Raw genomic sequence first — 25,226 nt, 5'->3', positions numbered from 1 at the left:
CTCGAAGGACGGCAACGGGGAGAAATCTTTGATTGCGCCCCGCGGCCGTCCTTCGAGACGCCGCCTACGGCGGCTCCTCAGGACGAAGGTTGGGGATTTTGTCCTTCACCCGATTGCCCTGACCCGTTCGCGCCCCCGGCGTTGACACCGCCTCCGAGGCCGTCACATATACGCCCGCTTTTGGTCGGATGCGAGCGGCCATCCGGCTCGCCCGCGAGCCTCGGCGCGTGTTTACACTCCTTCAGGTCGGTCATGGCTCGTCTGGTGATGAAGTTCGGCGGCACCTCCGTCGCCAATGTGGAGCGCATTCGCAATGTCGCGCGCCATGTGAAGCGCGAGGTCGACGCCGGCTTTTCGGTCGCGGTCGTGGTCTCGGCCATGTCCGGCAAGACCAATGAGCTCGTCGCCTGGTGCAAGGACGCTGCGTCCCTGCACGACCAGCGCGAATATGACGCGGTCGTCGCCTCGGGCGAGCAGGTGACCGCCGGCCTCCTCGCGATCGCGCTGCAAAATATCGGGATCGCCGCCCGCTCCTGGCAAGGGTGGCAGATCCCCATTCTCACCTCGGACGCGCATGGCTCCGCCCGCATTCAGTCGATCGACGGCGCGCAGCTCCTTTCCGGCTTCGAGCGCGGCGAAGTCGCCGTGATCGCCGGCTTTCAGGGAATCCATCAGCCGACCGGCCGCATCGCCACGCTCGGCCGCGGCGGCTCGGACACGAGCGCGGTCGCCGTGGCGGCGGCGATCGAAGCCGACCGCTGCGACATCTACACCGATGTCGACGGCGTCTATACGACCGACCCGCGCGTGGTGCCCAAGGCGCGGCGGATGGAGCGCATCTCCTTCGAGGAGATGCTGGAGATGGCCTCGCTCGGCGCCAAGGTGCTGCAGGTGCGCTCGGTCGAGGTCGCCATGGTGCATGGCGTGCGCACCTATGTGCGCTCGTCCTTCGACGATCCGGCCGCGCCCAGCGACGGCACGCTGATCTGCAGGGAGGAGGATATTGTGGAAGCGCAAGTCGTCACCGGCATCGCCTTCTCGCGCGACGAGGCGCAGATCACCCTGCGCGGCGTCGCCGACAAGCCCGGAGTCGCGGCCGCGGTGTTCGTGCCGCTGGCGGAAGCCGGCGTCAATGTCGACATGATCGTGCAGGTCGCCTCGGAAGACACGATGACCGACATGACCTTCACCGTTCCGGCCGCCGAATATGAGCGCTGCGTCGCCATTCTCGAGGCGGCGCGCCCCTCGATCGGCTATGCGGCGCTGACCGGGGCCAAGGATGTCGCCAAGGTCTCGGCGATCGGCATCGGCATGCGCAGCCACGCGGGCGTCGCCGCGCGCGCCTTCAAGGCGCTCGCCGACAAGGGCGTCAATATTCGCGCCATCACCACTTCCGAGATCAAATTCTCGGTGCTGATCGACGCCGCTTATACAGAGCTCGCCGTGCGCACGCTGCACTCGCTCTACGGGCTCGACGCGGCTTGACCGTCGCTTTCGCGCCGCGCCTGTGCCATGCTGGCGCGCGGGCGCCGAACCCGGCGCGAGATTCGGAGTGAGGGATGGAGGAGCTGGTCGCCCGGCTGACCTATGCGCTCGGCGTCGACGCCGAGACGGCGCGCATCGCGGCCGGCCATGTCCTGGGGTTTTTCCTCAAGGCCTTTCCCGACATCGGCAGGGAGATCGTCGAGAAGACGCCCGGCGCGCGCGAGGCGATCGCCGAGGCCGATGCGAAACGCTATAAGCGCGGCCTGTTCGGCGCGCTCGGCGGCCTCGGCAGCGTGATCGGCGGCAAGGCCGAGGTCCTGGCGCTGACCGCAAAATTGAACGCCATGGGCTTTTCTCCCGACCAGCTGCAGAAGCTCGCCCGGGTCGTCTTCGCTCATGCGGAACAGGCGATCGGCCGGCCGAAGCTGCAGAAGCTGACCGATACCATTCCCAAGCTGTCGCAATTTCTCTGGCCGAAGGGCTGAGCCTGCTCCGGGCGGGCTCCCGCCCCCTTCGTCGGGATGGGCGTCTTCGGTCACTCGTTCCACCTTTTGAAGGGAGTCTCGGATGGAAGAACTGGTTGCGCGCATTTCCGCGGCCCTCGGCGTCGAGCCGGACACGGCGAGGCTGGCGGTCGGCCATGTACTCGGCTTCTTCCGCAAGGAATTCCCCGACGGCCCGATCGCCGAGCTGATCGGCAAGCTGCCCGGAGCGGAAGAGGCGATCGCCGCGGCGGAGGCGGCGCCGGCCGCGGACGGAGGCCTGCTCGGCGGCCTGCTGGGCGGGCTCGGCGGCCTCGTCGGCGGCTCCAAGGGCGATCTGATGGCGCTCGCGGCGAAGCTCTCCGGCGTCGGCCTGTCGATGGATCAGAGCCAGACGCTCGCCAAGGAGTTCTTCGCTCATGCCGAAGGGATCGTCGGCCAGGAGAAGCTGAAGAAAATCGCCGATTCGGTGCCGGGCCTGTCTCAGTTCCTCTGAGCGCCTTCGGGCGCCAGCAGCACATGGCGCTTCTTGCCGAGCGACAGCTTGACGACGCCGTCGACGAGATGGGCGTCGCCGAGCGTCGCCCGCTCATCGGTCACCGGCTCGTCATTGAGGCGCAGCCCGCCGGCTTTGATCTGGCGGCGCGCCTCGCCGGTCGAGGCGACGAGCCCGGCCTTCACGAAGGCGGTGAGCACGCCGAGCCCGGCGGACCATTCCTCGGCCGTCGCCACGACCTTGGGCAGCGACAAGGCCAGCGCCCCCTCCTCGAAGGTGCGGCGCGCGGTTTCGGCGGCGGCTTCCGCCGCCTCGCGGCCGTGCAGCAGCGCCGTGGCCTCGGTGGCCAGCGCCTTCTTCGCCTCATTGATCTCGGCGCCGCCGAGCGCGCCGAGCTTCTCGATCTCGCCCAGCGGCAGGAAGGTGAACAGCTTCAGGAAGCGGACGACGTCGGCGTCCTCGACATTGCGCCAATATTGCCAATAGTCGTAGGGCGAGAGCATGGACGCATCGAGCCACACCGCCCCCGCCGCGGTCTTGCCCATCTTCGCGCCCGAGGCGGTGGTGAGCAGCGGGGCAGTCAGCGCATAGAGCTGGTGCGTGCCAAGACGCCGGCCGAGATCGACGCCCATGACGATATTGCCCCATTGGTCGGAGCCGCCCATCTGCAGAGAGGCGCCGTGGCGGCGCGCGATCTCGACGAAATCATAGGACTGCAGGCACATATAATTGAACTCGATGAAAGAGAGCTCCTGCTCGCGATCGAGCCGCAGCTTCACCGAATCCATCGACAGCATGCGATTGACCGAGAAATGCCGGCCGACGTCGCGCAAGAAATCGATGTAGTTGAGCTTTGTGAGCCATTCGGCGTTGTCGAGCAGCACGGCGTCGGTCTTGCGCGCGCCGAAGGACAAAAATTTCTCGAAGGTCTTCTGGATCGCCGCCTTGTTGGCGTCGATGGTCTCGATGGTCAGCAGCTTGCGGCTCTCGTCCTTGCCGGACGGATCGCCGACCCGCGTCGTGCCGCCGCCGACCAGCGGCAGCGGCTTGCCGCCTGTGCGCTGCAGCCAGGCGAGCATCATGATCGACAGGAGATTGCCGACGTGCAGCGACGGCGCCGTGCAATCGAAGCCGACATAGGCGACGAGATCGCCGGACGAGGCTTTTTCGTCGAGCCCCGAGAAGTCGGAGCATTGATGCACGAAGCCGCGCTCGATGAGCGTTGCGAGAAACTCGGAATTGGGGCGGAAAGCGTCTGACATGGGAGGGGTGTTACGGGGAATGGCGCGCGAAGGCAAGGAGAAGCCGGGGCGACACCGGTGAGCCGCGCCTCGCGAAACATTGCAGGGAAAGACGCTTCGCCGCGCGGGCGCCACTGGTTCGCCACGTGGCGAATCGATAAAATTCGATTGATGATTCGTTCCTTCCCCTTCCCCCTGGTCGCCGCCCTGAGCATCGGCCTCTCGCTCGTCTGCGCCGGCCCGCATGCGCCGGCTTTCGCCAAAGAAAAAGCCGCCGCGGAAAACGCGGCCGCCGACTCCAAGACCGACAAGAAGAAGCCGGCGAAAGCCGAGGCGAAGAAGACGGAAACCGCCAAGCCGGAGGCCAAGAAGCCGGTCGACGGCAAGAAGACGGCGGAAGCCAAGAAGCCGACCGGAAAGCCCGAAGCCGAAGCGAGCTCCGCCGCCGGCAAGGATGCGAAGCACGCCAAGGGCAAGCCGGCCAAGGACGCCAAATCCGAAGGCAAGGAGAAGCCCGCGGAGAAGGACAAGCCCGCCGAGAAGGACAAGGGCGCCGCCAAGCCGCCGACTGCGGTGGGAACCTTCGGTGATTGGAACGCCATGACCGCGCATGGTCAGGGCAAGGACAAGACATGCTACGCGCTCGCCGAGCCGAAGGATCGACAGCCCGGAAAGCTGCAGCGCGACAAGGCCTATGTGTTCATCTCGACCCGCCCCGGCGAGGGCGTGCGCAATGAGGTGGCGATCATACTGGGCTTTCCGCTGAAGGACGGCGGCGCCGCCACCGCCGAGATCGACGGCGGCTCTTTCGAGCTCGTGACCAAGGGCGCCAACGCCTGGGTGAAAAACCCCGCGAAGGAGAAGGAGTTCGTCGAGGCGTTGAAGAGCGGCGGCAAGCTCGTCGTCAAGGCGCCCTCGATGAAGGGCAATGTGACCACCGACACTTATTCCCTCAAAGGCCTTTCCGAGGCGCTCGGCCGCGTCCAGAAGGAATGCCAGTAGTGGCGTGATTCAGCCGATTTGAGCGAGCCTAAAGGCTTCAAATTTGTCGACGCGAGCCAGTAGCCTATTCGTGCAGAATGATATGCGCGAGAAGCGAGCCCGAAGGCTCGCTCCAAATTATTTGATCGCGACGACCATGGAATCGGGTCCGAGCAAATGCTCGACGCGCGTCTGCGCAAATCCGGCCTCGCGCATCCAGCCCTGGCAGTCGGCGCCGGTGTAGTCGAAGCCGCCGGGCGTCTCGATCAGCATGTTGAGGCTCATCAGCAGGCCGAAGGCGTTCGTCTTGCGCTCGTCGTCGATCAGCGCCTCATACACGATCAGCGCCCCGCCCGTCGGCAGCGCCGCATAGGCCTTGGCGAGCAGCTGGCGCTTCTCCTCGAGATTCCAGTCGTGGAGAATATGGCCCATGATGATGACATCGGCCGTCGGCAGCTCATCGCGGAAGAAGTCGCCCGCAAAGAAGGCGAGCCGATCGGAAAGCCCATTCCCGGCGATGAAATGGTCGAAGATCGGCTTCACCTGCGGCAGATCGAAGCCGCCGCCGGTCAGATGCGGATGGGCGCGCGCGACGGTCGCCGGAACCATGCCCTGCGCGGCGCCGACATCGACGAAGCTCGCATAATCCTTCCAAGGGAATTTTGCGGCAATCGCCTGCGCCGGCCCGGCGCTGATCCCGCTCATCGCCGCGAGAAAGGAGCGCAGCCGATCCGGGTCGGCATAGAGCGCGCCGAAGAAATCCTCGCCGCCGGCGTTCTCGCTCTGAGCGCGGCCGGTCTTCAGCGCTTCGGTGAGGCGGCCCCAGCTCGAGAACAGCCGCGCATTGCTCATTTCCAGGATTTGGCCGACATAGCTCGGCTTGGCGCGGTCGAGAAAGAACTCGGCCTCCTTGGAGTTGCGATAGACGCCATCTTCGCGTTCCAGCAGTCCGAGCGCCACCAGAGCGTCGAAAAAGTCCCGGGCCGAACGCGGATGCAGGCCGAGCCGGCCGCGCAGCGCCTCCGAATCCGCCGGAGCCTCGGCCAGAGCCGTGAACAGGCCGAGCTCGACGGCCGAGAGGAGGGTCTTGGAACTCCAAAAACCAAGACCGAGACGAAGAATTTTTTCCGGGGACAGCTGATCCGGCATGATCGTCTCTCTCTCCGATGGAAATAAAGCGCGCGAACAGATAACATGGCACCGCGCCGAGGTCGATGCGCGAGCTCCGCCCGGTCATTCATGGACCGGCGAGCTTGACTCTTTCGCGGCTTATATCAAACTCGAGAACAGCGCCGGAGAGTGCCTTGGCGCTGGAAGAAACTGGAGGGAAAAAAATGGAGGGCATGCTTATTCCGGGGATCATGGTCGGCATGGCGATCGCTGGCTTCGTGATCATGACTCGCCTGTACGGTTCGAAATAATCGATCCGACGCATTTGCGAGTTACGGCCCGGTCCATGTGACCGGGCTTTTTCATTCCCGGGCGTCGCGCGCATGGGCCGGGCGCAGGTCGCGCAGCTGGTCCGGCAGCGCGGCGCCGATCGCTCCGGCGAGCCGGGCGCCATAGCGATGGAACAGCAGGCCCGTCGCAATGATGGCGACGCCGATCGCCGAGAGGGCGAACGGAAAGAGAATCGAATCCTGGAACACCTCGCTCGCCAGATGGCCGAGGTAGAGCGACAGGCCGAAGGCGCCGAAAACGGCGTAGGCGCGGCGCATCAACACGAGCGACAGCGTCACCAGGCCGAAATTGATCAGGCAGTAGAGCGCTTTGCCGATCTCGTCGCCACTGTGCTGCGCCGTGAGCCCGCCCCAGAAGGCGAGTAGGCCGGACAGATGCAGCCAGAAGGCGAAGTCCCCTCCCCTCCACCGTTTCAGATCGATGAGCCAGGCGGCGGCCATCACCACGAGGCCGAAGACGAGGCTGACATTGGCGCGCTGCTCGAAGCTGAACGCCTCGCTGCGCAGGAGCCAGGGCGTCACATCCATCGACATGAACCAGAGCGCGAAGGCGATAATCATGGTCAAAAAGGGAAAGGGAAAGAAGATCAGCGCGATCAGCGCCGCCGCCATGGTTCCGAGCTCCATCGGCAGCCAGCTCGACCGCACCCAGACGTAGAAATCGTGATAGTTCGGCGCCTCGGTCGGATCATGGCCGCCGGCGAGCTGCAGAGCGAAGACCAGCAGCGGCGCCATGGCGACCGCGCAGGTGACGAGCAGCCCCGCCGGCGTGCGCAGCCCGCGCCGACGCCAGAGATAGGCGCCCGCCGCCGTGAAGGCGAGGCCATAGGCCAGCGAGGTGACGATCAGCGACGGCGCGCCCCAGAGGCCGAAGGCCGTGGTGCTGAACAGGCTCATCGCCGAGATCACGATCAAAGCGCCCATGTACCAGAGGACATTGACGACGTCGAAGCGTGGAGCGGATTCGCGGCCGCTCGCCCGCTCGGCGAGAAAAGCCTCGAGATTGTGATGAGTCGACGCGTCGATCACGCCGGCCTCGAGGGCGGCGCGCAGATCATCGGTCGCGAAAGTCGTCTGGGGCATCGAAGAGTCCTCGTTCAAAGCGGCCGCGCGGGCGCGAACGTCGCCGGCCCCGCAGCTCTGTCTCCGATAGCGCAGGATTTGGAGCAAATTTATGCGGCGACGCACGGGAGGCCGAGACGAGTCGCCGCACGTCCATTTTGGGCTAGTGTTCTGCTTCATCTGAATTGAAGGCCCCTCCCCTACTTCGCGGGAGAGGGGCGCGTCGACGTTTCACGAACGTTGATAAAACGCCGAATCTACGCCCTCTCCCGCGAAGCGGGCTACCGCACGCACACATCTTGAAATGCACAGCGCCGTCATGGCCGGGCTTGTCCCGGCCATCCACGCCGAGCCGAGCAGTTATCTTCGGAAAGCGCCCGCGATCTGCGGTTTTCTCATTTTTTGCGGCAAGGCGCGGAACGCGTCGCCGCAACGTCAACGCCGTGCGTAAACTTGCAAGACACAGCGGCGTTGCGGCGTGGATGGCCGGGACAAGCCCGGCCATGACGGCCTTCTGGAAATGTGTGACTCCCTTAGCCCGCGAAGCTGGGGAGGGTTGGAGGGCGGCGAACGCTCGAATCGCTCGAGGACTCGTCTCGAATGCTAAAGCGCTGCCGCCGGATCGGCGACGCGCCCTTCGGCGGCCGGGCGCACGACGACATCTCGCCGGGATCGCGGATCGTTCCATTCGAGCGATCCGCGGTGATCGCATAACGGGTCGAGGACGACTGCGTTCGGATCATCGACGTGTTTTACGGCGGCCGCGATTTCGAGGCGTTCTTTCGTCGAGGCGGGGCCGAAGACCAGCAGTGAGAGCCTCGTCCCGACATTGACGGGCGGGCCAGCGACTTCCCGCCCCGTCCTCCCCCGATTTGACAGGCGGCCCCTGTTTTGCCCATCTTCGCGCCCGAATGCGGGACGGGGCCCCCGGCGCGAGCCGAGACGGGGCCGCCTGCGCGCGGATTTCTCGAGGAACTGACGGATGAACCTCGTCATCGTCGAATCGGCCGCCAAGGCTCAGACGATCAACAAATATCTCGGCCGAGACTTCAATGTCCTCGCCTGCTACGGCCATGTGCGCGACCTGCCGCCCAAGGACGGCTCGGTCGATCCGGCCGAAGATTTCGCGATGAAATGGGAGAGCGACGCGAAATCGGCGAAGCGCATCTCCGCCATCGCCGACGCCGTGAAGAGCGCCGACAAGGTCATCCTCGCCACCGACCCGGATCGCGAGGGCGAGGCCATCTCCTGGCATCTGCTCGATATATTGAAGAAGAAGAAGGCGCTCGCCGGCAAGCGCGTCGAGCGCGTCGTCTTCAATGCCGTGACCAAGGACGCGATCAAGCACGCGATGGCGCATCCGCGCGAGATCGACCAGGCGCTGGTCGACGCCTATCTCGCCCGCCGCGCGCTCGATTATCTCGTCGGCTTCACCCTTTCGCCCGTGCTGTGGCGCAAGCTGCCGGGCGCGCGCTCGGCCGGCCGCGTGCAATCGGTGGCGCTGCGCCTCGTCTGCGACCGCGAGCTCGAGATCGAGAAATTCGTCAGCCGCGAATATTGGTCGCTGGTCGCGCATCTGAAGACCAAGGCCGGCGAGCCCTTCACCGCCCGCCTCTCGGGCGCCGACGGCAAGAAGATCACGCGCCTCGACATCGGCTCCGGCCAAGAAGCCGAGGATTTCAAAAAGGCGCTGGAGAGCGCCGCCTTCACCATTCGCTCGGTCGAGGCGAAGCCGGTCAAGCGGCACCCCTACGCCCCCTTCACCACCTCGACGCTGCAGCAAGAGGCCTCGCGCAAGCTCGGCCTCGCGCCGGCGCAGACGATGCGCATCGCCCAGCGCCTCTATGAGGGCGTCGACATAGGCGGGGAGACCGCCGGCCTCATCACCTATATGCGAACCGACGGCGTAGACATGGCGCCGGAAGCGGTCGCCTCGGCGCGCAATGTCATCGCCAAGGAATATGGTGATCGCTTCGTGCCCAAGGCGCCGCGGAAATATTCGGCGAAAATGAAGAACGCCCAGGAGGCGCATGAGGCGATTCGTCCGACCGACCTCACGCGCCTGCCCAGGCAAATGGCCAAGCATCTCGATCCGGAGCAGGCCAAGCTCTATGAGCTGATCTGGATCCGCACCATCGCCAGCCAGATGGAATCGGCCGAGCTGGAGCGCACCACCGTCGATATCGACGCGGCGGTCGGCAAACGCGCTTTGGAGCTGCGCGCCTCCGGCCAAGTCGTGCGCTTCTCGGGCTTTCTGGAGGTCTATCAGGAAGGGCGCGACGACGAGGCGGACGAGGATGGCGGCCGCCTGCCGGCGATGAAGCCCGGCGAGCCCGCGACGCGCAAGACGATCGAGGCGAGCCAGCATTTCACCGAGCCGCCGCCGCGCTACACCGAGGCGACGCTCATCAAGCGCATGGAGGAGCTCGGCATCGGGCGCCCCTCCACCTGGGCCTCGACGCTCGACGTGCTGCGCGAGCGGGATTACGTGCGTGTCGATAAGAAGCGTCTCGTCCCAGAGGACAAGGGCCGCTTGCTGGTGGCGTTTCTCGAAAGCTTCTTCACCCGCTACGTCGAATATGACTTCACCGCCGATCTCGAGGAGAAGCTCGACAAGGTCTCCAATAATGAGATCGATTGGAAAGAGGTGCTGCGCGACTTCTGGACCGATTTTTCGGGGGCGGTCGACGGCACCAAGGAGCTGCGCACCAGCCAGGTGCTCGACAGCCTCAACGAGCTGTTGGGACCCCATATCTTCCCGGCCAAGGCGGACGGCTCCGACCCGCGCGCCTGCCCGGCCTGCAGCGCCGGGCAGCTGTCGCTGAAGCTCGGCAAGTTCGGCGCCTTCATCGGCTGCTCCAATTATCCCGAATGCCGCTTCACCCGCACGCTCTCCCCGCCCACGGGCGAGGCCGCCGAGGGCGCGCGTCCGGGCGTGAAGGTGCTGGGCCAGGACCCCGAGAGCGGCGCCGAGGTGACGCTGCGCGGCGGACGCTTCGGCGACTATGTGCAGGAGGGCGAGGCGACCGAGGACGGCGAGAAGCCGAAGCGCTCCTCCATTCCAAAGAGCATCAAGCCCGACGAGCTGACGCTGGAGCAGGCGATAAGGCTGCTCTCGCTGCCGCGCGAGGTGGCGAAGCACCCGGAGAGCGGCGAGCCGATCGTCGCGGGCATCGGCCGCTTCGGCCCTTATGTGCAGCACGGAAAAACCTACGCCAATCTCGGCCGTGACGATGATATTCTGTCGATCGGCGGCAATCGTGCGATCGACCTCATCGTGCAGAAGGAGAGCGGCGGCGGCGGCTCGCGCTTCGGCCGTTCGTCGGACCCCGGACGCTCGCTGGGCGATCATCCGCAGGGCGGCGCGATCACGGTGAAGAGCGGCCGCTTCGGGCCTTATGTCAGCTGGGGCAAGATCAACGCCACTCTGCCCAAGGGGACCGACCCCGAGAGCCTGACGCTGCAGCAGGCGGTGGAGCTGCTCACGGCAAAGGCGAGCGGCGCGCCCTCCGGCGGCGGCCGCGCGCTCGGCGAGCATCCTTCGGGCGGCGCCATCACGCTGCGCGACGGCAAATACGGGCCTTATGTGAATCTCGGCAAGGTCAACGCCACCCTGCCGAAGAACATGAGCCCGGAGGATGTGACGCTGGGGGAGGCGATCCGCCTGATCGAGGAGAAGGGCGGTCCGATCAAGGCCAAGAAGGCCCCCGCGAAAAAGGCCGCGCCAGCCGCGAAGGCGCCGGCCAAGAAGGCCGCGCCCGCGGCCAAGGCGCCGGCGAAAAAGGCTGCGGCCAAGAAGGCGATCGAGGAGAGCGACGAGGTCCCCTTCGCGGATTCGAAGCCGGTAAAGAAGGTCGCCTCCGCCCGGAAACCGGCGAACAAGGCCGCCTCCGGGAAATGAGCGCGGGTCTCATCCCTGGCGTGACGCACGCCCTGACGCGCGTCGGCCGCCGCACTATTGCGTGAGGTGCGGCGCCGTCGAGACGGCGTTCTTGAACAGCGTGGTCATCGCCTCGGTGATATCGCCATTGGTGTTCACCTCGAAATAGAGTTGAGGCGACGACGCGCAGCTTTGCAGATTGGTCGGCACCTGCGAGATGAAGGGCGCGACGGTGTCTCTGTACCAGCCGTTGCTGGTGACGGGGAAATAGGTGGTATAGAGCACGGCGATCCGAATGCCGCGGCTTTTGATCGTCGAGCAGAGCGAAACGTCGATCGGCTGCTGGCAGCGGTAGAATGATCCGAAGCTGTTCGAATAGGACCAATTAAATCTCGTGCTGCATTGCCCGCTCAAATAATGGCTCGCGTCGTCGACGCCATCGGTGACGAGCATCAAGACCTCTTGCGGTTTGTCACCGCCGGTACTCCCGCCATTGCCGGGATCGGGAAGATCTGAGTTCATTTTTGTCAACGCCATATTAAAATCGGTCATGGCGTCGTTATTATACAGGGACCCCGACAGGACCCTGTTCGTCGTGACATAGGAGCTGGGACCAGTCGGGTAGGTATAGTATTGGTCTCCGGCGAGATTGTTGTTGTCGGACATCAAGGGCGGCGTCAGCTGGCCGATATTTTTGCTGATGATTTTCACAGTGCCATTCGTGATCTTGGTAATTTTCTGCAACTCGGCGTATTTATAGTCGAAGCTATATGCCGCGAGGCGATAGGCGGCGCCGTTGGTCGCCATGACCGACTGAGCGGTCGTGGCGAGGCTCTGCGCCGCCGCGCGCACATTGTCGATGCGCAGGGTGATGCCGTTATCCTTGGCGTAAGCATAGCTGTCCTTGGACCCCCAGCCGCTATACGTCTTCAGCTCTGGATCCTTGAAATTCGTCTCGTGACAGGCGAATGCGCAACCGGTCGCCTGCACCATGCTGTCAATTCCCGCCGTCGTCGCCGGCAGCTCCATGGACGGGGAATTGTCCAGGAGGAGATAGAAATCGATGTTCGGCGCATTGGACCGGCTCGCCGCCGAGCTCACGGCGACATTGGTGTATCTCGAATAATACAGTCCGCCGAACGAGTTGGCGACCCTCCCGGAATATGACACGGTGACCGTGCGCATCTTGTTGACCTCCGCGCTATCGGCGACGTCGATCGTCAAATTGCGTCCGTCATAAGCAAACCCCTTTATCAGATTGGCCTGGGCCGCGAACATGTTCGTCGCGGCGGTCTCCGCATCCGCTTCGGACTGCTTCATCATCGCGGGGGTCGTCGCGGACAGGGCCGCGGCGTCGGCGATGGCGGCGAGCTGGGTTTTGATCTTCGCGGCGAAGCCATAGTCGATCGCCACTCCTGCGGCCACGAACAAGGGCGTCGCCCCCAGCGCGAAGATGATCGCAGTGTTGCCGCGACGATCATGGACGAGAGAGGAAAGTCGGGACAGGACTGAAAATGTCATGGTTTCCACTCGGTCGTCAGTTCAGTGGGATGGATGCAGAAACGCGCGGGTTCATGTAGAGCGAATAGGAGATCGGTATGGCGCCCAGCAGGCTGGAGCCGACCGGCGGGCGGTAGTCGAGCCGCACGGATCCGTAGATCAGCGATGTGTTCGCCTGCGCGACCCCGGCGGGAAGCGCGACTGTCGCGCCCAAGGCGAGCCGGTCGCCATGGAGCGCTCTGCTCCAGTCGACGGTCGCGTTTCCATCCCCGTCGATTTTCAGATGCGAGAGCACGATCACCATGTCCGCGGACGAATAGGGCGCCGCGATCTGCGCCGAGGCGCTGAGAATGGATGTGACCTTGGACTCCGTCACATCCGACTCTTGCGCGACGAGATCGACGACGACACGACCGGTGATCGCGACCTTTCGACTGATGGAGATGGCTTCTCCCAGCGCGAATTCGCCGACGAGCAGCAGAACGAAAACCGGCGCCAGCAGAGCGAATTCCACTGCGGAGATGGCGCGCTGATCGCACGACAGGCGCCGCGCGGCATCGCGCAGGTCGCGCATTCCCATCAAGGCGCGGTAGGGCGGGCGGATCATTGTCTAAAGTCCCGTCGTTGAATAGGGTTCGACCTTGAAGACGGCGACGGACGCCAGCAAGCGCTTGCCGCCCGGCAGATTGGCGAGATGAAAGCGCAACGGACCGTTCACGACGGGAAACTGATAGATGACGCGCAGCACCATGATCGCGCCGGCGCCGCCGGTCTCGAAAAGCCAGTTATTGGTGACGTTGCCCGTCCTGTCGAAGGTCAGGACCGGCGTCGACGTATCGAGGGAGGAGAAGGCGTTCGCCGTCCGCAGATCGACCATGACGCCGGAACATTCGAACAGCGCCGGCAGATTGGCGCAGACTGTGGCAATGAACTCGTCTCGCGTCGAGCTATTCTGTTGCACATGGCCGGTCAGCAAGGTGCGAGCGGCCTTTTCGGTGGCGGTCTCCAATTCGTCCTGCGCGAGAAAGACGATTCCGATCTGCACGATCGCGACCAGAAGCGCGAGCAGCGGCAGGGCGATGAAAGCGAATTCGACGGCGGCGACGCCCCGCCGGCAGGTCGCCAAGCGCCGGATCGAACGACGGACGCGCCGCGCCACCTCGGCGACGAGGCCCCGCCCGGCCGTCGCGGACGTGTCGAACCGCTTTCGGCGCGAGGCGCCGGATATAACGTTACGGAACGGAGCGACAGATCGCACTTTCTCACCTCGCGGCCGATTGCAGTCGAATGCGGCGCTTTCCTGACGGAGTGGCCCACCCAGCCGATCCGGGGGGCTTCGAGATCTGCGCCGCACCTTGCGGCGACGGGGCGGCGATGCCGCCCGATGGCGTCGAACTCCCTTCGCCTTCAAGGCGAAGCGACGATGCACGCTCGCGATTAAGCCGGCCAAGCTGCAATAAACCGCTAACGCGATCAGCGAAAACCGAACATGTTTTACGAAAATGTCCCGAACTTCGTCCGCACGCGGCAAGCGGCCAGGACAGCGGCCAGGACAGCGGCCAGGACAGCGGCCAGGACAGCGGCCAGGACAATCGATGAAGCCCATATCTGAGGAGAGCGAAATCGGCCGCGGTCGGCGTTTCGGCTTCTCGCGAAGGCCGTATATATTGCGAGCGACGTCGGCCGGACGCCTCCGGCCGCCCCGAGACCGACCTTGACCAGAAGACAGCGCGAGACCGACCTGCTTTCCACCCTCCCCTCGAAAGAGGATATTCTCGCCTTCATCGCCCGCGAGCGCGAAGCCGTCGGCGGCGCCGGAAAAATCGGCAAGCGCGAGATCGCCCGCGCCTTCGGCGTCAAAGGCGCGGATCGCGTCGAGCTGAAGCGCCTCATCGCGGAGCTCGAGGCCGAGGGCGCGCTGGAGCGGCGCGGCAAGCGCCTCGCGCGTCCCGGCGTTCTCCCCGCCGTCGTGCTGGCCGACATTACGGGACGCGACAGTGACGGTGAGTTGATTGCCGTCCCCGCCGAATGGAACGCCGACGAGTTCGGCCCTGCGCCGCGCATTCTGGTGAAGGCGCCGCGCCGCCCGAAGCCCGGCGAGCCTTTGCCCGGCGTCGGCGACCGGGCGCTGATCCGCGCCGAGCCCGACCGCGACGCCGGGCCGAACGAGCCGCCCTATGCCGGCCGCATCGTCAAGCTGCTCTCGCGGGCGCGCGGGCGCATCATCGGCGTGCTGCGCGTCGCGGCCAATGGCGTGGCGCGCATCGAGCCGGTGGACAAGAAGCAGGCCGGCCGCGAGCTTTCCATCTCTGCCGAGGATCGCGGCGAAGCGGAGGACGGCGATCTCGTCGCCGTCGATCTCATCGGCAAGACCCGTTTCGGCGCGCCGCGCGCGCGCGTGCGCGAGACGCTGGGATCGCTCACGACCGAGAAGGCGATCAGCATGATCGCGCTCAAGGTCCATGGCATTCCCGACGTGTTCCGCGCCGAGGCCCTCGCCGAGGCCGCCGCGGCGAAGCCCGCTTTGGTCGACGCGCATCGCGAGGATTGGCGCGAGCTGCCGCTCGTCACCATCGATCCGCCCGACGCCAAGGACCATGACGACGCCGTCTTCGCCGAGCCCGACACGGCACTGGACAATGCGGGCGGGCATATCGTGACCGTCGCCATCGCCGACGTCGCTTTTTACGTCCGCCCCCATTCGGCTTTGGACAAGGACGCGCTGGAGCGCGGCAACTCGGTCTATTTCCCCGATCGCGTCGTGCCCATGCTGCCCGAGCGCATCTCCAACGATCTCTGCTCGCTGCGCCCCAATGAGGACCGCCCCGCCCTCGCCGTGCGCATGCGCATCGCCGACAATGGCCGCAAGCTCGACCATTCCTTCCATCGCATCATGATGCGGTCAAAGGCCAAGCTGAATTACGCGCAGGCGCAGGAAGCGATCGACGGTCGACCGGACGAGATCTGCGCGCCGCTGATGGAGCGCGTGCTGTCGCCGCTCTATCGCGCCTATCAGGCCGCCGATCATGCGCGCGGCTTGCGCGCGCCGCTCGAGCTCGAGCTGCCGGAACGGAAAATTCTATTGAAGCCGGACGGAACGGTCGACCGCGTCGTCGTCCCGCCTCGTCTGTCAACGCACCGGCTGATCGAAGAGTTCATGATCCTCGCCAATGTGTCGGCGGCCGAAGTCCTCGAAGAGAACCGGCAAAAGCTCATCTATCGCGCGCATGACGAGCCCTCGCGCGAAAAAATCGCGGCGCTTTCGGAATTTCTCGCGACGATCGGCGTGAAGCTCGCCAAGGGCCAGGTGCTGCGTCCGTCACATTTCAATGTGATCCTCGCGCGCGTGCGCGGCATGGAGCATGAGAATATCGTCAACGAGATCATCCTGCGCACTCAGGCGCAGGCCGAATATACGCATGACAATTACGGCCATTTCGGTCTCAACCTGCGCCGCTATGCGCATTTCACCTCGCCGATCCGCCGCTACGCCGATCTCGTGGTGCATCGCGCGCTCATTCGCGCGTTGAAATTCGGGCCGGGCGCCATGCCCGATGTCGCCGCGGGCGAGCTCGCCGAAGTGGCGGCGCGCATCTCCGGCGCGGAACGGCGCGCCATGGCGGCGGAGCGCGAGACGGTCGATAGGCTCATCGCCGCTCATCTCGCCGAACAGATCGGCGCGCGATTTTCTGCACGTATCTCGGGGGTCGCCAGGGCCGGCCTGTTCGTGCGCCTCCTCGACACCGGCGCGGACGGATTCGTGCCGGCGGCGACGCTCGGCCGCGATTATTTTCGCTATGACGAAGGCGCCCATGCGCTGACCGCGCGCGGAACCGGCGAGAGCTTCCGGCTCGGCGACATTATCGAGGTGCGGCTCGTCGAGGCGACGCCCATCGCCGGCGCCCTGCGCTTCGAGGTGACGGGCGGCGGACGAGCAGCAGGCGGCTCGAAAGGCGGGCGAATCTCCGGGCGCGGGCGCTCCGAGCTTCCCAAGACCAGGCGACGCAAATAGGACCTGTCGCGCCGGCCTGCGAGCAAGACATTTTTTGCTCTCGCTGTCGAATCGGGGAGCTTCAGGCCCGCCAGAGACGCTCGCCCAGCGCCGAAATCGCCGAAGCGTGAAAGAACCTTCCCATCGTCAGGAAAAACTCGGCGACGCGTCGTATCCTTCGCCGCCTTCGACGCTCGATCTCGATCACACGACGCAGGAAACGGCGGTCGACATGTCCCTCCTTTGCGGACACGCCGCGCAGCTTCGTCGCGATATAGGATTCCGCGCCGGGGACGTCGGAGAGCTCCGGGATCATGGCGGAAGCTCTCTGCAGCGTGGCCAGCATTTCCGCATAGCGCTGCAAGCCGACCTTCGCGACGAGCGGCGCCGCGTCGGCGATCAGCCGATCGACGAGCATGCGCCAGGCGATTTGGTCAGCGCGACCGGCTTTGCTCATATTCGCGCCGTGAAAGCCGTGCAGCTCCGGATGATCGATGAAGCCATTGCGGTCGTGGAAGCGATAGACGAATAAGGGCAGATCGATCAGAATTGCGCCGCACAACAGGCAGGCGCCCTTGTTCACATAATTATCGGAATGAAACCTCAGCGCCTCGACGCCGTCGTCGCCGAGGAGGAGCTCGAGCGCCTCGCGACGAAAGCAATTGCCCGAGGTCGGCGCATAGATCCAGTCTTCCCACTCATGGGTCGTGCCGACGAAATGGACGCGCGACTCGATGTCGTCGAAACCATCGCTCGTCATCGGCCACACATCGGGAGCGCAGGCGTCGATGCGCCGCAGCAGCCCGCTCCGTCGCCCGCGCCCGGAGACGATATAGCGGTTCATTCGCTCCCAGGCGGAGGTGACGACATGGCGCCCCTTCGACTGAACCATGTCCGACGACGTGAAGCCGACCGCCCTGCGCGATGAGAGATGGACGAAGATATGCGTCTCGACGAAGCGCGGGAACAGCATGTCGTCGGCGTCGAGAAAGACGACATATTCTCCGCGGCTCGCCAGCAGGCCCGTGCGAAACGCCATCGACTGTCCGCGATTGGTCTCGTGGAGAGCGAGCTTCAGTCCCGGCGTCCGCTGAGCGAGCGCCTCGATGATCGCCGGACTATCGTCGGTCGACGCGTCGTCGACGATCACGCATTCGATGCGCGGATAGGTCTGGGCCGACACCGACGCGACCGCATCCTGCAGAAAGCGCCCATAATTGAAATTGGTGATGACGATGCTGACCAGCGGCGGCCCGAATCCCGGAACCTTGTCCTCCATGCGATCGACCCACGCAAGCTCGACGGAAGGCGGCTCCTAACATGGGCGCCCCCTCCGGTAAAGCGAGCGCGAGGCCCGGTTCAGGGCTCCGAATTCGGGTTAACGAGCAGAGAGTTTCCAGCGTCATGGCCGCGCTTGTCGCGGCCATCCACGCCGTGACGGCCCGCAAAGCCGGAACATGAGCCGAACATCACCGCCTCTTTTTCCCGCACGTCGCGATGTCACGGCGTGGATGCCCGCGACAAGCGCGGGCATGACGCGGTTGCACGGAATTTGTTAACCTGGATTCGAAGCCGTGGAGGCCCGGTTCAGGGCAACGGGTGAAGGATAAAAATCCCAAACCCTCGTCCTGAGGAGCCGCCGCAAGGCGGCGTCTCGAAGGACGAGGATGATGGGGCTATAGTCCTTTACCCGATTGCCCTGAAGGCCCGGTTCAGCGTCCCAGGACCGGCGACGCCCGGACGACCGGATCGCGGTAGGGAACGGTCGAAATCCCGAAATTGCGACCGAACTGCTGGCGTATGGCCGGGATGTTGACGACGCCAGTCTTCAAATCCGAGGATCTCGCGTCGATCGGCGGGGCCGGAAGATGCGGCTCCGTCTTGCTCACCTCGCTGCGCAGCCGCCGATTGAGACAATCGAAGGAGCGGTGGGCGCCGATCTGCACATCGACGCAAGGACCGGAGGACGCGACGGACGGCGCCCCGCCGATGATGATCTCCTCTTTCGCAGCGGCGTCCTCGGCCCGGACCGGCCCCGCGAGCGACAAGATCACGCCAGTAACGAATAAAAACATCTTCATCGCAGCCTCACCACATTGGCGCTCGCCTGCGTGACGAGATGATCGAGACGCGCATTGATAGCATCGAAATCGGGACCGCGCGACGGCGCCGCGAGACAATCGCGCCGGCAGCGCGACGCGAGCGCCCCGCCGAGCCCTCCGCGCAGCGGCGGATCGCCGAAAGTGGCGACCGGCACGGATCCGGTCACCCGATAGCCGCGCGCCGCGAGCTTCGCGCGCACGGCGAGACAATAGTCCACCGACCTGCGAGAAAAGCGCGTCTCGCCATGGCCGGCGCGATATTTCATGACGGCCGTGCACAGATCGCCGCCGGCGAGCCGCCAAGCTCCCGCGAGATAGGTCACGCCATAATGGATATTGGTCGCCGGAGCCGCGAGGGATTCGGCGCCTCCGGCAAAGCCCATCATGCGCGCCGTCGACGGCAGCACCTGCATCAGGCCGATTTCGCCGGAGGAGCCGATCGCACGCGGATCATAGCCGCTCTCGACGGCCATGACAGCGTCGGCGACCTCGCCCGGCAGGCCGGCGCGCCGCGCCTCGTCATGGGCGAGCGATCGATAATCCGTCGCGGGGACGGCGCGCGTCAGGGATGGACCCGCTTCCGCCGAAGCCAGACGCGGGGCCGCCTGCTCTTCCGCCGCGAGGCACAGGCGCGGGGCGAACGCCGCCAGCATTGCGAGAAGGATCACGCAGGGGCGCGCCGCGATCATCCGCGCCGCTCCGGAAGCGCCGCATGGCTCTCGACCTGCAGAGACAGCTGCAGATGCATCGGCTGCGCCATATCCGCCGGCGGCGGCGCGCCGATGCGCCGATGCAGGACCAGCGCGCGCAGCTCGACGGCGGCCGCCGCTTCCACACCCTCGAATTCCGCGCGCGTCACCTCGCCGTCCGCGAGGAACCAGAGCCGCGCGACGAAGCGCGTCGCCGCGCCGCGTTCCGGCGCGCGCGCGTCGAGGGACGCGCGCAGCCGCTTTGCCGGCTCGTCGTCGCCCGAGAGCCAATCCTGCACGCGGCTCTTCACCAGAGCGGCATAGTCGCGCCAGGCGGCGGGAGCATCGGCCGGCGATTTGAAGGCGACGGCCGGCGCGCCGGCGAGGATCCCCGCTGCGGCGATCGCGAGAAATGCGAAGCGACGACGTGACATGGCGGACCTCACGACGGCCGCGCCAGCGCAGCGGCGTGCTGGAGCGCGACCTCCGCCCGATCGCGCATCCCCATGGCCTCGAGCGCGGCGCCGAGAGCCGCATAGAATTCGGCGGGCTGATTCTGATCGATCATGATCGCGCGATGAAAATGCTCGATCGCCTCCTGCGGCGCGCCCAGCTTCTGCAGCGCCATCGCAAAAGCGGCATGCGGCGCGGCGTCCTGCGGCGCGAGCGCGATCGCCTTCAGAAATTGCGCGCGCGCCTCTTGCGCGCGCCCTGCCGCAAGATGAGTTTCCGCGAGCGCGAGACGCGCGGGAAGGAAATTCGGATCGAGGCCGACCGCCTGCTCCAGCAGCGATCTCGATTGCTCTTCATGGCCGAGCGCCCGCTCGAGCGCGCCGAGATTGCAGAGACTGAAGAGATGGGACGGCGCGCGCTTCAGCACGCGCTCGTACATCGCCTTCGCCCGCACCGTCTCGCCGGCGCCGAGGCGCCGCGTCGCCTCGGAGAACAGAGCGTCGCAGAGCAGCGCCTCGTCCTCCGGCGACAGAGCCTCGAACTCGCGCGCGTCCTCCTGCTCCAAAAGGGCCGCCGCCTGCTCGGCCCGCTGATGACCGGGCGCGCGCGCCAGCGCTTCGTCGAGACTATCCCTCGCGAAATCGCCGAAGCCGAGCCGCCGCAGCGCTTCGGCAAATCCGCAATGCCAGTCGGCGTTGCGAGCGTCGAGCGCGAGAGCGGCGGCGAAAGCGGCGGCCGCCGACACCGGGCGCTCCTCGAGCAGCAGCGCGCCGAGCTGCGCATGCGCGTCGGCATTGTGCGGATTGCTCTCGAGAGCCGTTTTGAACAACAGCTGCGCCGCGACCGTCTCGCCGAGACGCGCCGCGATCACGCCGCGCAGATAAGCGACCGCCTCCACGGCGCTCGGCTCGGCGCTCAATGTCTTCAGCAGCACATCGGCGCTGTCCAGCCGGCCTGCCTCGATCATCGCGATCGAGCGATCGAAAACGGCGCGGATGTAATCAGGATGGCGCGCGCCCGGCGCATTCTCGTCAGTCATGTCGTTCATCCGAACTCTGCGCTTGCGCTCTTTGGCCGCTGCCCTGCTCCCGCCGCAGAGCGCACCATCGCGTCCACAGCGCCTCCAATTCCTTCGACAAATTCGCCCCGAAGCGCTGCTGATCATTGAGCGGAGACGCCGCGACCTTCTCGCGCAGGCCGGCGCGCAGCGCGGCGAGATCGCGCGGGCGCTTTGCCCAATCCACCGCCAGCGCCACATAATCGTCGATCGACTGCGCGCAGAAATCCGCGAGGCCGGCGGCGGTCAGATGCGAGGCCGCATGACGACCCGCGAAAGTTTCGCCGACCAGAGCGACAGTCGGCACGCCCATCCACATGGCCTCGAGCGTGGTGACGCCGCCGGAATAGGGAAAAGGATCGAGCGCGAGATCGACTCTGTTCGCGTAGAAGTCGAGAAGGTCGCGCTGCTCGGTGCGGCCGACGAGCTCGACATGCGCGCGCGCGAGGCCGCCTTGCTCGAGCACGCGATAGAGCGCGTCCTGCGTGGCGCTCTCGTCCAGCCCGCCATAGACCATGAGAACGCGCGAGCCGGGAAGCTGCTCGATGATGCGCGCCCAGGCGCGCCCGACCTCCGGATTGATCTTTGCCGGACGATTGAAGCAGCCGAAGGTGACGACGCCGCTCGCTAGCGCGGGAAGCGGCGCCGCCTCCGGCGCGCTCGTCGGCGGATGATAGCACACATAGCAATCCGGCAGGCGAATGACCGGCTCCGAATAGAATTCGTCGTCCTGCGGCGGAATTTCGACCGCGTCGGCGATGACGCCGTCATAAGTGTCGAGGCCGACAGTGCCGACATATCCCGCCCAGCTCAGCTGGATCGGCGCGGCGCGGCGCGCGAACACGGCGAGGCGATTGCCGGCCGTGTGTCCCGAGAGATCGAAGAGAACATCGATCCGATGCGCCTCGATCAGCGCGGCGAGTGAATCGTCGTCGAGACCGGACACGTCGTTCCAGCTCTTCGCCGCGGTCTTGTAGCGTTCGCTGAAATCATCGTCCTCGCGCCGCGCGTCGGTCTTGTAGCAGTAGAGCTCGTAGCCGAACGCCGCGAGCTGCTCGAACGCGCGAAGCGTGAGGAAGGCGGCGGCATGCCGATGCAGATCGCCGGACACGAGGCCGATCCGCGGCCTGCGCGAGGGGTCCGGATCATTGTCGAAGGCGAGCGGATCGCGCGGGGCGCTCGGCCGATACAGCGCCGCCCATTTCTCATGCGCCTCGAGCAAATCGCGCTTGGTGACGCTCGGATAGTGCTGAAGCGCGAACAGCAGCGTGCCGGCGGCGTTGGCGCTGTCCGGCGCGAGCTCGCAGGCGTGTCGATAGGAGGCGACGGCGTCGTCGATGCGTCCCTGCCCCAGCAGGCCGAAGCCCTTGGCGACATAATGCTCCGACTGCCGCGGATCGAGCGCGATGGCGCGCTCGATATATTGCAGGCCTTTCTCGAAGAAGCGCTGGTTCACGAGGAACTGGCCGAAGACATATTGCGGCAGCGCCACGTCCGGCGCGACTTTCGCCGCCATCTCGAACAGGCGTCCCGCCTGCCGGTCGCGGGCGGCGGCGCCGAAATCGACTCCGAGCTCCAGCATCGCCCGATAATTCTTGCTGTCCAGCGCGGCGGCGGCCTGCAGATCGTCGACCGCCTTGTCATACTCGCCTTCCATCACCCGGGCGAGGCCGCGCGTGCGATAGGCGTCCGCGAAGGCGCCGTCGAGCGCCAGCGCACGGTCGAGCGCGGCGAGCGCCTCGGCGCGGCGGTTCTCGGTGAGCAGCGCCAGGCCGAGACTATAATGCGCGAGCGGCAGATTGGGCATCAGCGCGAGTCCGCGCTGCAGGAATGGAACGCCTTGTCGCGTTCGCCCGGTGCGCGCGAGACACGTGCCGATCTCGGTGAGGGACCGAGGATGTTCCGGCGTCACGACGAGCTCGCGCTCGAAGGCGGCGATCGCCTCGTCGAAGCGATCGTTCCGGCATAGCGCGACGCCATGCACGAAATTATAGCCGGGCTGATCCGACGCGCAGCGGGCCGCCTCCGCGAATGCGTGCAGCGCGTCCCGCCACTGATCGGCGCGCGCATGCTCGACCCCGCGCGCATAATATTTGCGCCCGCGCGCGAGCCGGGCGTCCGAGAGGTCGGAGCAATCATGCGCCGACGACTCCAACGCGCCTGACGTTGCGGCCATTGTATCGGATCTCCTGCGCATCGAACCCTCACGAAGTATAAAAAGGAGCGCCATTCGCCGCGACTCATATTTTTTGCAAAATTCGGGATTTTTTTTTCGTGATCGTCGATGCGGCGCCGTCTGTGAAGGTGTAGGGGGCGTGACGGCGGCGAACCAATGGCGGCCGATCGATTTCGCGCGACCTTACGACGACGATCCATTGGGAGAAACTCATGTCTGCTTTTTCAGTCGGCAAAGGTCTGCGCGACGGAAGCTCGCTTCTGGCGCTTTCGACCGTCGCCCTGATCGCCGCGCAGCCGGCTCACGCCGCGAACTCCGGCATCTTCGGCGGCGGCAGCACGCTCGCCTCTCTCGTCATGCGTCAGGTCGGCGACTGCTATCTGAAGAAGACGGTCACCGGCGACGGCTACACGTTCAGCAGCTCCTTCAACGAAAACACCCCGACGCCCGGCAAGCTGCCGAACAGCTGCACCACCTCGCCGATTCTCTTGCTCTATGGCGGCGTGGGCAGCAGCGCCGGCCTGCGCGGCTTCGTGACCAATGATCCCAAGCAGCTGTTCCGCGGCAGCGTCAGCACCACCACGGCTGCGCAGACGATCCAGCTTCCGGCCGATCCGCCGAAATATCTCGAGAGCGCCGGCCCGGCTCCGTTCAACGCCTATCCCTATCCGAGCGTCGACTTCGGCGCTGGCGACTCGCCTCTCCCCTCGGCTCTCGTGAGCACGACGGGCACGGCCAGCGTCTTCTCCTACAACGTGTCTCCCGCGGCCAATTGGCAATCCGCGGCCTCGATCACCGCGACGCGCGCCGATACGACCTCTACGGTCGCCTATGACGCGACGAAGTTCGGCAAGCCGCTGCAGCTGCCGCTGTTCGAGGCGCCGGTCGCCGTCGCCGTCAATGTTCCCTCCATGGGCTCCACCGGCACGAGGGTCCTCAACGGGGTCAAGTGGACCATCAAGTCGCAGGTCTCGGCGACCGGCGCGGGCGACCGCATCCAGCTCTCCACCGCCCAGGTCTGCGCGATCTTCTCCGGCCTCGTGACCAATTGGAACTCCACGGCCACGATTCCCTATCTCAAGTCCAATGGCACGACCGGCACGGAGAGCTTTGCGGCCTCCAACACTTGGCATGCCGGCGCGGCGGCTCCGGGCACCGGCGGCGGCACGCCCTACGCCAACAAGAGCGTTCCGATCACCGTCGTCTATCGTTCGGATGGAAGCGGCACCAGCTTCATCTTCGGCAATTATCTGCGCACGGTCTGCCCGCTGCTCGATCCGAACAACACCTACGGCTACAAGACCATCTTCACCGCCGGCATCGTGCCCGACAACAGCTTCCAGAAGCTCGTGGACGCGGTCAAGGCCCAAGGCCGCAACATCAACTGGATCGGCGCGTCCGGCAGCGACGCCGTTGCGCTGGGGATCGGCAACAGCATCTCGAAATACGGCCGCATCGGCTATCTGAGCAACGACTTCGTCGTGCCTTACAATCCGGTCACGACGACGCGTCCGGCCGCTGCGCGGCTGCAGAACGACTATCTGCGCTCCGCCGGCGTCTATCATCCCGGTCAGTCGGCCTCGGGCGTGGCGAAGAACTTCATCGCTCCGACTCCGGCCAACGCCGATCTGGCTTGGGCGTCTCTCGCCATCTTTGGCGTCACGCCGTCCACGAGCTGGACGTACAATGACTACAATGTTTACACCAAGGCCTTCCCGAGCCCCACCTATCTTCCGGGCAGCGGCAGCAAGGTCAATATCTCGGGCCTTTCCATTCTGCCTCTGGCCAAGGCGGGCGGCGCTTATCCGGTGGTCGGCACCGCTTATGCGTATTTCTACAGCTGCTACGGCGCCGGCTCCGTGGGTTCGTCCGCGACCCGCGTCGCCAATCTGAAGTCGTTCCTGCTGTGGTTCTACGACGACTCCCGCGCGCGGAAGATCACTCTCAACAATGGCTTCCGTCCGCTGGCGAGCAGCTGGGTCCAGAACATCAAGGCGGAGTATCTGCAGGGCGCGACCAGCACGTCGATCACCGCCTACAACGCTCTCAGCAAGGTCAACGGCTGCCAGGGCGTGACCGGCGGCGCGAAGTAAGCTTTCGCTCTTCGCCTTCGATCACCTTCGGCCGGGCGCGTCGTCAGACGCGCCCGGTTTTTTTTGCGCCGTGGAGTT

General features: G+C 65.6%; 19 protein-coding genes. 7 read left to right on the top strand and 12 right to left on the bottom strand.

The window, feature by feature from the left end; translation table 11 throughout:
* Positions 1-252 precede the first annotated feature (252 nt).
* The 3 genes from K3F48_RS01830 to K3F48_RS01820 all read left to right on the top strand — a co-directional run bounded on the left by K3F48_RS01830 (position 253) and on the right by K3F48_RS01820 (position 2,463).
* Complete coding sequence (locus tag K3F48_RS01830; protein ID WP_222573687.1) at positions 253-1,485, top strand: aspartate kinase; 1,233 nt, start codon at positions 253-255, stop codon at positions 1,483-1,485.
* A gap of 74 nt (positions 1,486-1,559) precedes the next feature.
* A complete protein-coding gene (locus K3F48_RS01825; RefSeq protein ID WP_222573686.1) occupies positions 1,560-1,970 on the top strand; it encodes a DUF2267 domain-containing protein in 411 nt (136 codons plus the stop codon).
* Between the two features lie 82 nt (positions 1,971-2,052).
* On the top strand, positions 2,053-2,463 hold the full coding sequence (locus K3F48_RS01820; protein WP_222573685.1) for a DUF2267 domain-containing protein: 411 nt from the start codon (positions 2,053-2,055) through the stop codon (positions 2,461-2,463).
* Here K3F48_RS01820 and tyrS read toward each other — a convergent pair.
* Positions 2,451-3,725 carry a tyrosine--tRNA ligase gene (tyrS, locus tag K3F48_RS01815; RefSeq protein WP_222573684.1) on the bottom strand — a complete coding sequence of 425 codons (1,275 nt, stop codon included), beginning with the start codon at positions 3,723-3,725 and terminating at the stop codon, positions 2,451-2,453. The two genes, K3F48_RS01820 and tyrS, sit on opposite strands and share 13 nt — an antisense overlap.
* A 150-nt stretch (positions 3,726-3,875) precedes the next feature.
* On the opposite strand from tyrS, the gene K3F48_RS01810 reads away from it, so the two are divergent.
* Positions 3,876-4,706 (top strand): invasion associated locus B family protein, encoded by an 831-nt coding sequence (locus K3F48_RS01810; RefSeq protein WP_222573683.1) that lies wholly within the window; start codon positions 3,876-3,878, stop codon positions 4,704-4,706.
* Between the two features lie 117 nt (positions 4,707-4,823).
* Here the strand turns inward: K3F48_RS01810 and K3F48_RS01805 are convergent, their stop codons facing one another.
* Together K3F48_RS01805 and K3F48_RS01800 are read right to left on the bottom strand one after the other, a co-directional pair.
* Positions 4,824-5,834 (bottom strand): methyltransferase, encoded by a 1,011-nt coding sequence (locus K3F48_RS01805; protein ID WP_222573682.1) that lies wholly within the window; start codon positions 5,832-5,834, stop codon positions 4,824-4,826.
* Positions 5,835-6,157: 323 nt separating this feature from the next.
* Positions 6,158-7,228, bottom strand: a complete 1,071-nt coding sequence (locus K3F48_RS01800) for a hypothetical protein (RefSeq protein WP_222573681.1) — start codon at positions 7,226-7,228, stop codon at positions 6,158-6,160.
* Positions 7,229-8,189: 961 nt separating this feature from the next.
* Between K3F48_RS01800 and topA the strand changes: the two genes are divergently transcribed.
* Positions 8,190-11,108 (top strand): type I DNA topoisomerase, encoded by a 2,919-nt coding sequence (topA, locus tag K3F48_RS01795; protein WP_222573680.1) that lies wholly within the window; start codon positions 8,190-8,192, stop codon positions 11,106-11,108.
* Between the two features lie 54 nt (positions 11,109-11,162).
* Here topA and K3F48_RS01790 read toward each other — a convergent pair whose 3' ends face one another.
* From K3F48_RS01790 to K3F48_RS24115, 3 genes are read right to left on the bottom strand one after another with little or no spacing between them, the layout of a single operon-like run.
* Positions 11,163-12,608, bottom strand: a complete 1,446-nt coding sequence (locus tag K3F48_RS01790) for a pilus assembly protein TadG-related protein (RefSeq protein ID WP_222573679.1) — start codon at positions 12,606-12,608, stop codon at positions 11,163-11,165.
* A gap of 16 nt (positions 12,609-12,624) precedes the next feature.
* Positions 12,625-13,194, bottom strand: coding sequence for a TadE/TadG family type IV pilus assembly protein (locus K3F48_RS01785; protein ID WP_255607965.1), 570 nt, complete (start codon positions 13,192-13,194; stop codon positions 12,625-12,627).
* A 3-nt stretch (positions 13,195-13,197) separates the two neighbouring features.
* Entirely contained in the window at positions 13,198-13,713 is a 516-nt protein-coding gene (locus K3F48_RS24115) for a TadE/TadG family type IV pilus assembly protein (RefSeq protein ID WP_255607962.1), read from the bottom strand.
* Between the two features lie 588 nt (positions 13,714-14,301).
* On the opposite strand from K3F48_RS24115, the gene rnr reads away from it, so the two are divergent.
* Complete coding sequence (gene rnr / locus K3F48_RS01775) at positions 14,302-16,599, top strand: ribonuclease R (protein ID WP_255607959.1); 2,298 nt, start codon at positions 14,302-14,304, stop codon at positions 16,597-16,599.
* Between the two features lie 61 nt (positions 16,600-16,660).
* Here the strand turns inward: rnr and K3F48_RS01770 are convergent, their stop codons facing one another.
* From K3F48_RS01770 to K3F48_RS01745, 6 genes are all read right to left on the bottom strand, one after another.
* On the bottom strand, positions 16,661-17,857 hold the full coding sequence (locus K3F48_RS01770) for a glycosyltransferase family 2 protein (RefSeq protein ID WP_222573677.1): 1,197 nt from the start codon (positions 17,855-17,857) through the stop codon (positions 16,661-16,663).
* A gap of 433 nt (positions 17,858-18,290) precedes the next feature.
* Positions 18,291-18,659 carry a hypothetical protein gene (locus tag K3F48_RS24110; protein ID WP_255607956.1) on the bottom strand — a complete coding sequence of 123 codons (369 nt, stop codon included), beginning with the start codon at positions 18,657-18,659 and terminating at the stop codon, positions 18,291-18,293.
* Positions 18,656-19,369 (bottom strand): lytic transglycosylase domain-containing protein, encoded by a 714-nt coding sequence (locus K3F48_RS01760; RefSeq protein WP_222573676.1) that lies wholly within the window; start codon positions 19,367-19,369, stop codon positions 18,656-18,658. Before K3F48_RS01760 ends, K3F48_RS24110 begins: the two co-directional genes overlap by 4 nt.
* Positions 19,366-19,803: a hypothetical protein gene (locus K3F48_RS01755; RefSeq protein WP_222573675.1), complete on the bottom strand. Its 438-nt coding sequence runs from the start codon at positions 19,801-19,803 to the stop codon at positions 19,366-19,368. The genes K3F48_RS01760 and K3F48_RS01755 overlap by 4 nt, the downstream gene beginning before the upstream one ends.
* A gap of 8 nt (positions 19,804-19,811) precedes the next feature.
* Positions 19,812-20,870 carry a tetratricopeptide repeat protein gene (locus K3F48_RS01750; protein ID WP_222573674.1) on the bottom strand — a complete coding sequence of 353 codons (1,059 nt, stop codon included), beginning with the start codon at positions 20,868-20,870 and terminating at the stop codon, positions 19,812-19,814.
* Positions 20,854-23,055 (bottom strand): tetratricopeptide repeat protein, encoded by a 2,202-nt coding sequence (locus K3F48_RS01745; protein WP_222573673.1) that lies wholly within the window; start codon positions 23,053-23,055, stop codon positions 20,854-20,856. The genes K3F48_RS01750 and K3F48_RS01745 overlap by 17 nt, the downstream gene beginning before the upstream one ends.
* Before the next feature lie 212 nt (positions 23,056-23,267).
* Between K3F48_RS01745 and K3F48_RS01740 the strand changes: the two genes are divergently transcribed.
* Positions 23,268-25,148 carry a substrate-binding domain-containing protein gene (locus K3F48_RS01740; protein ID WP_222573672.1) on the top strand — a complete coding sequence of 627 codons (1,881 nt, stop codon included), beginning with the start codon at positions 23,268-23,270 and terminating at the stop codon, positions 25,146-25,148.
* Positions 25,149-25,226 lie beyond the last annotated feature (78 nt).

The organism is Methylosinus sp. Sm6, from assembly GCF_019802345.1.
GTDB lineage: Bacteria > Pseudomonadota > Alphaproteobacteria > Rhizobiales > Beijerinckiaceae > Methylosinus.
The sequence above is the reverse complement of the archived record's forward strand: the minus strand, read 5'-3'. Positions and strand labels throughout refer to the sequence as shown.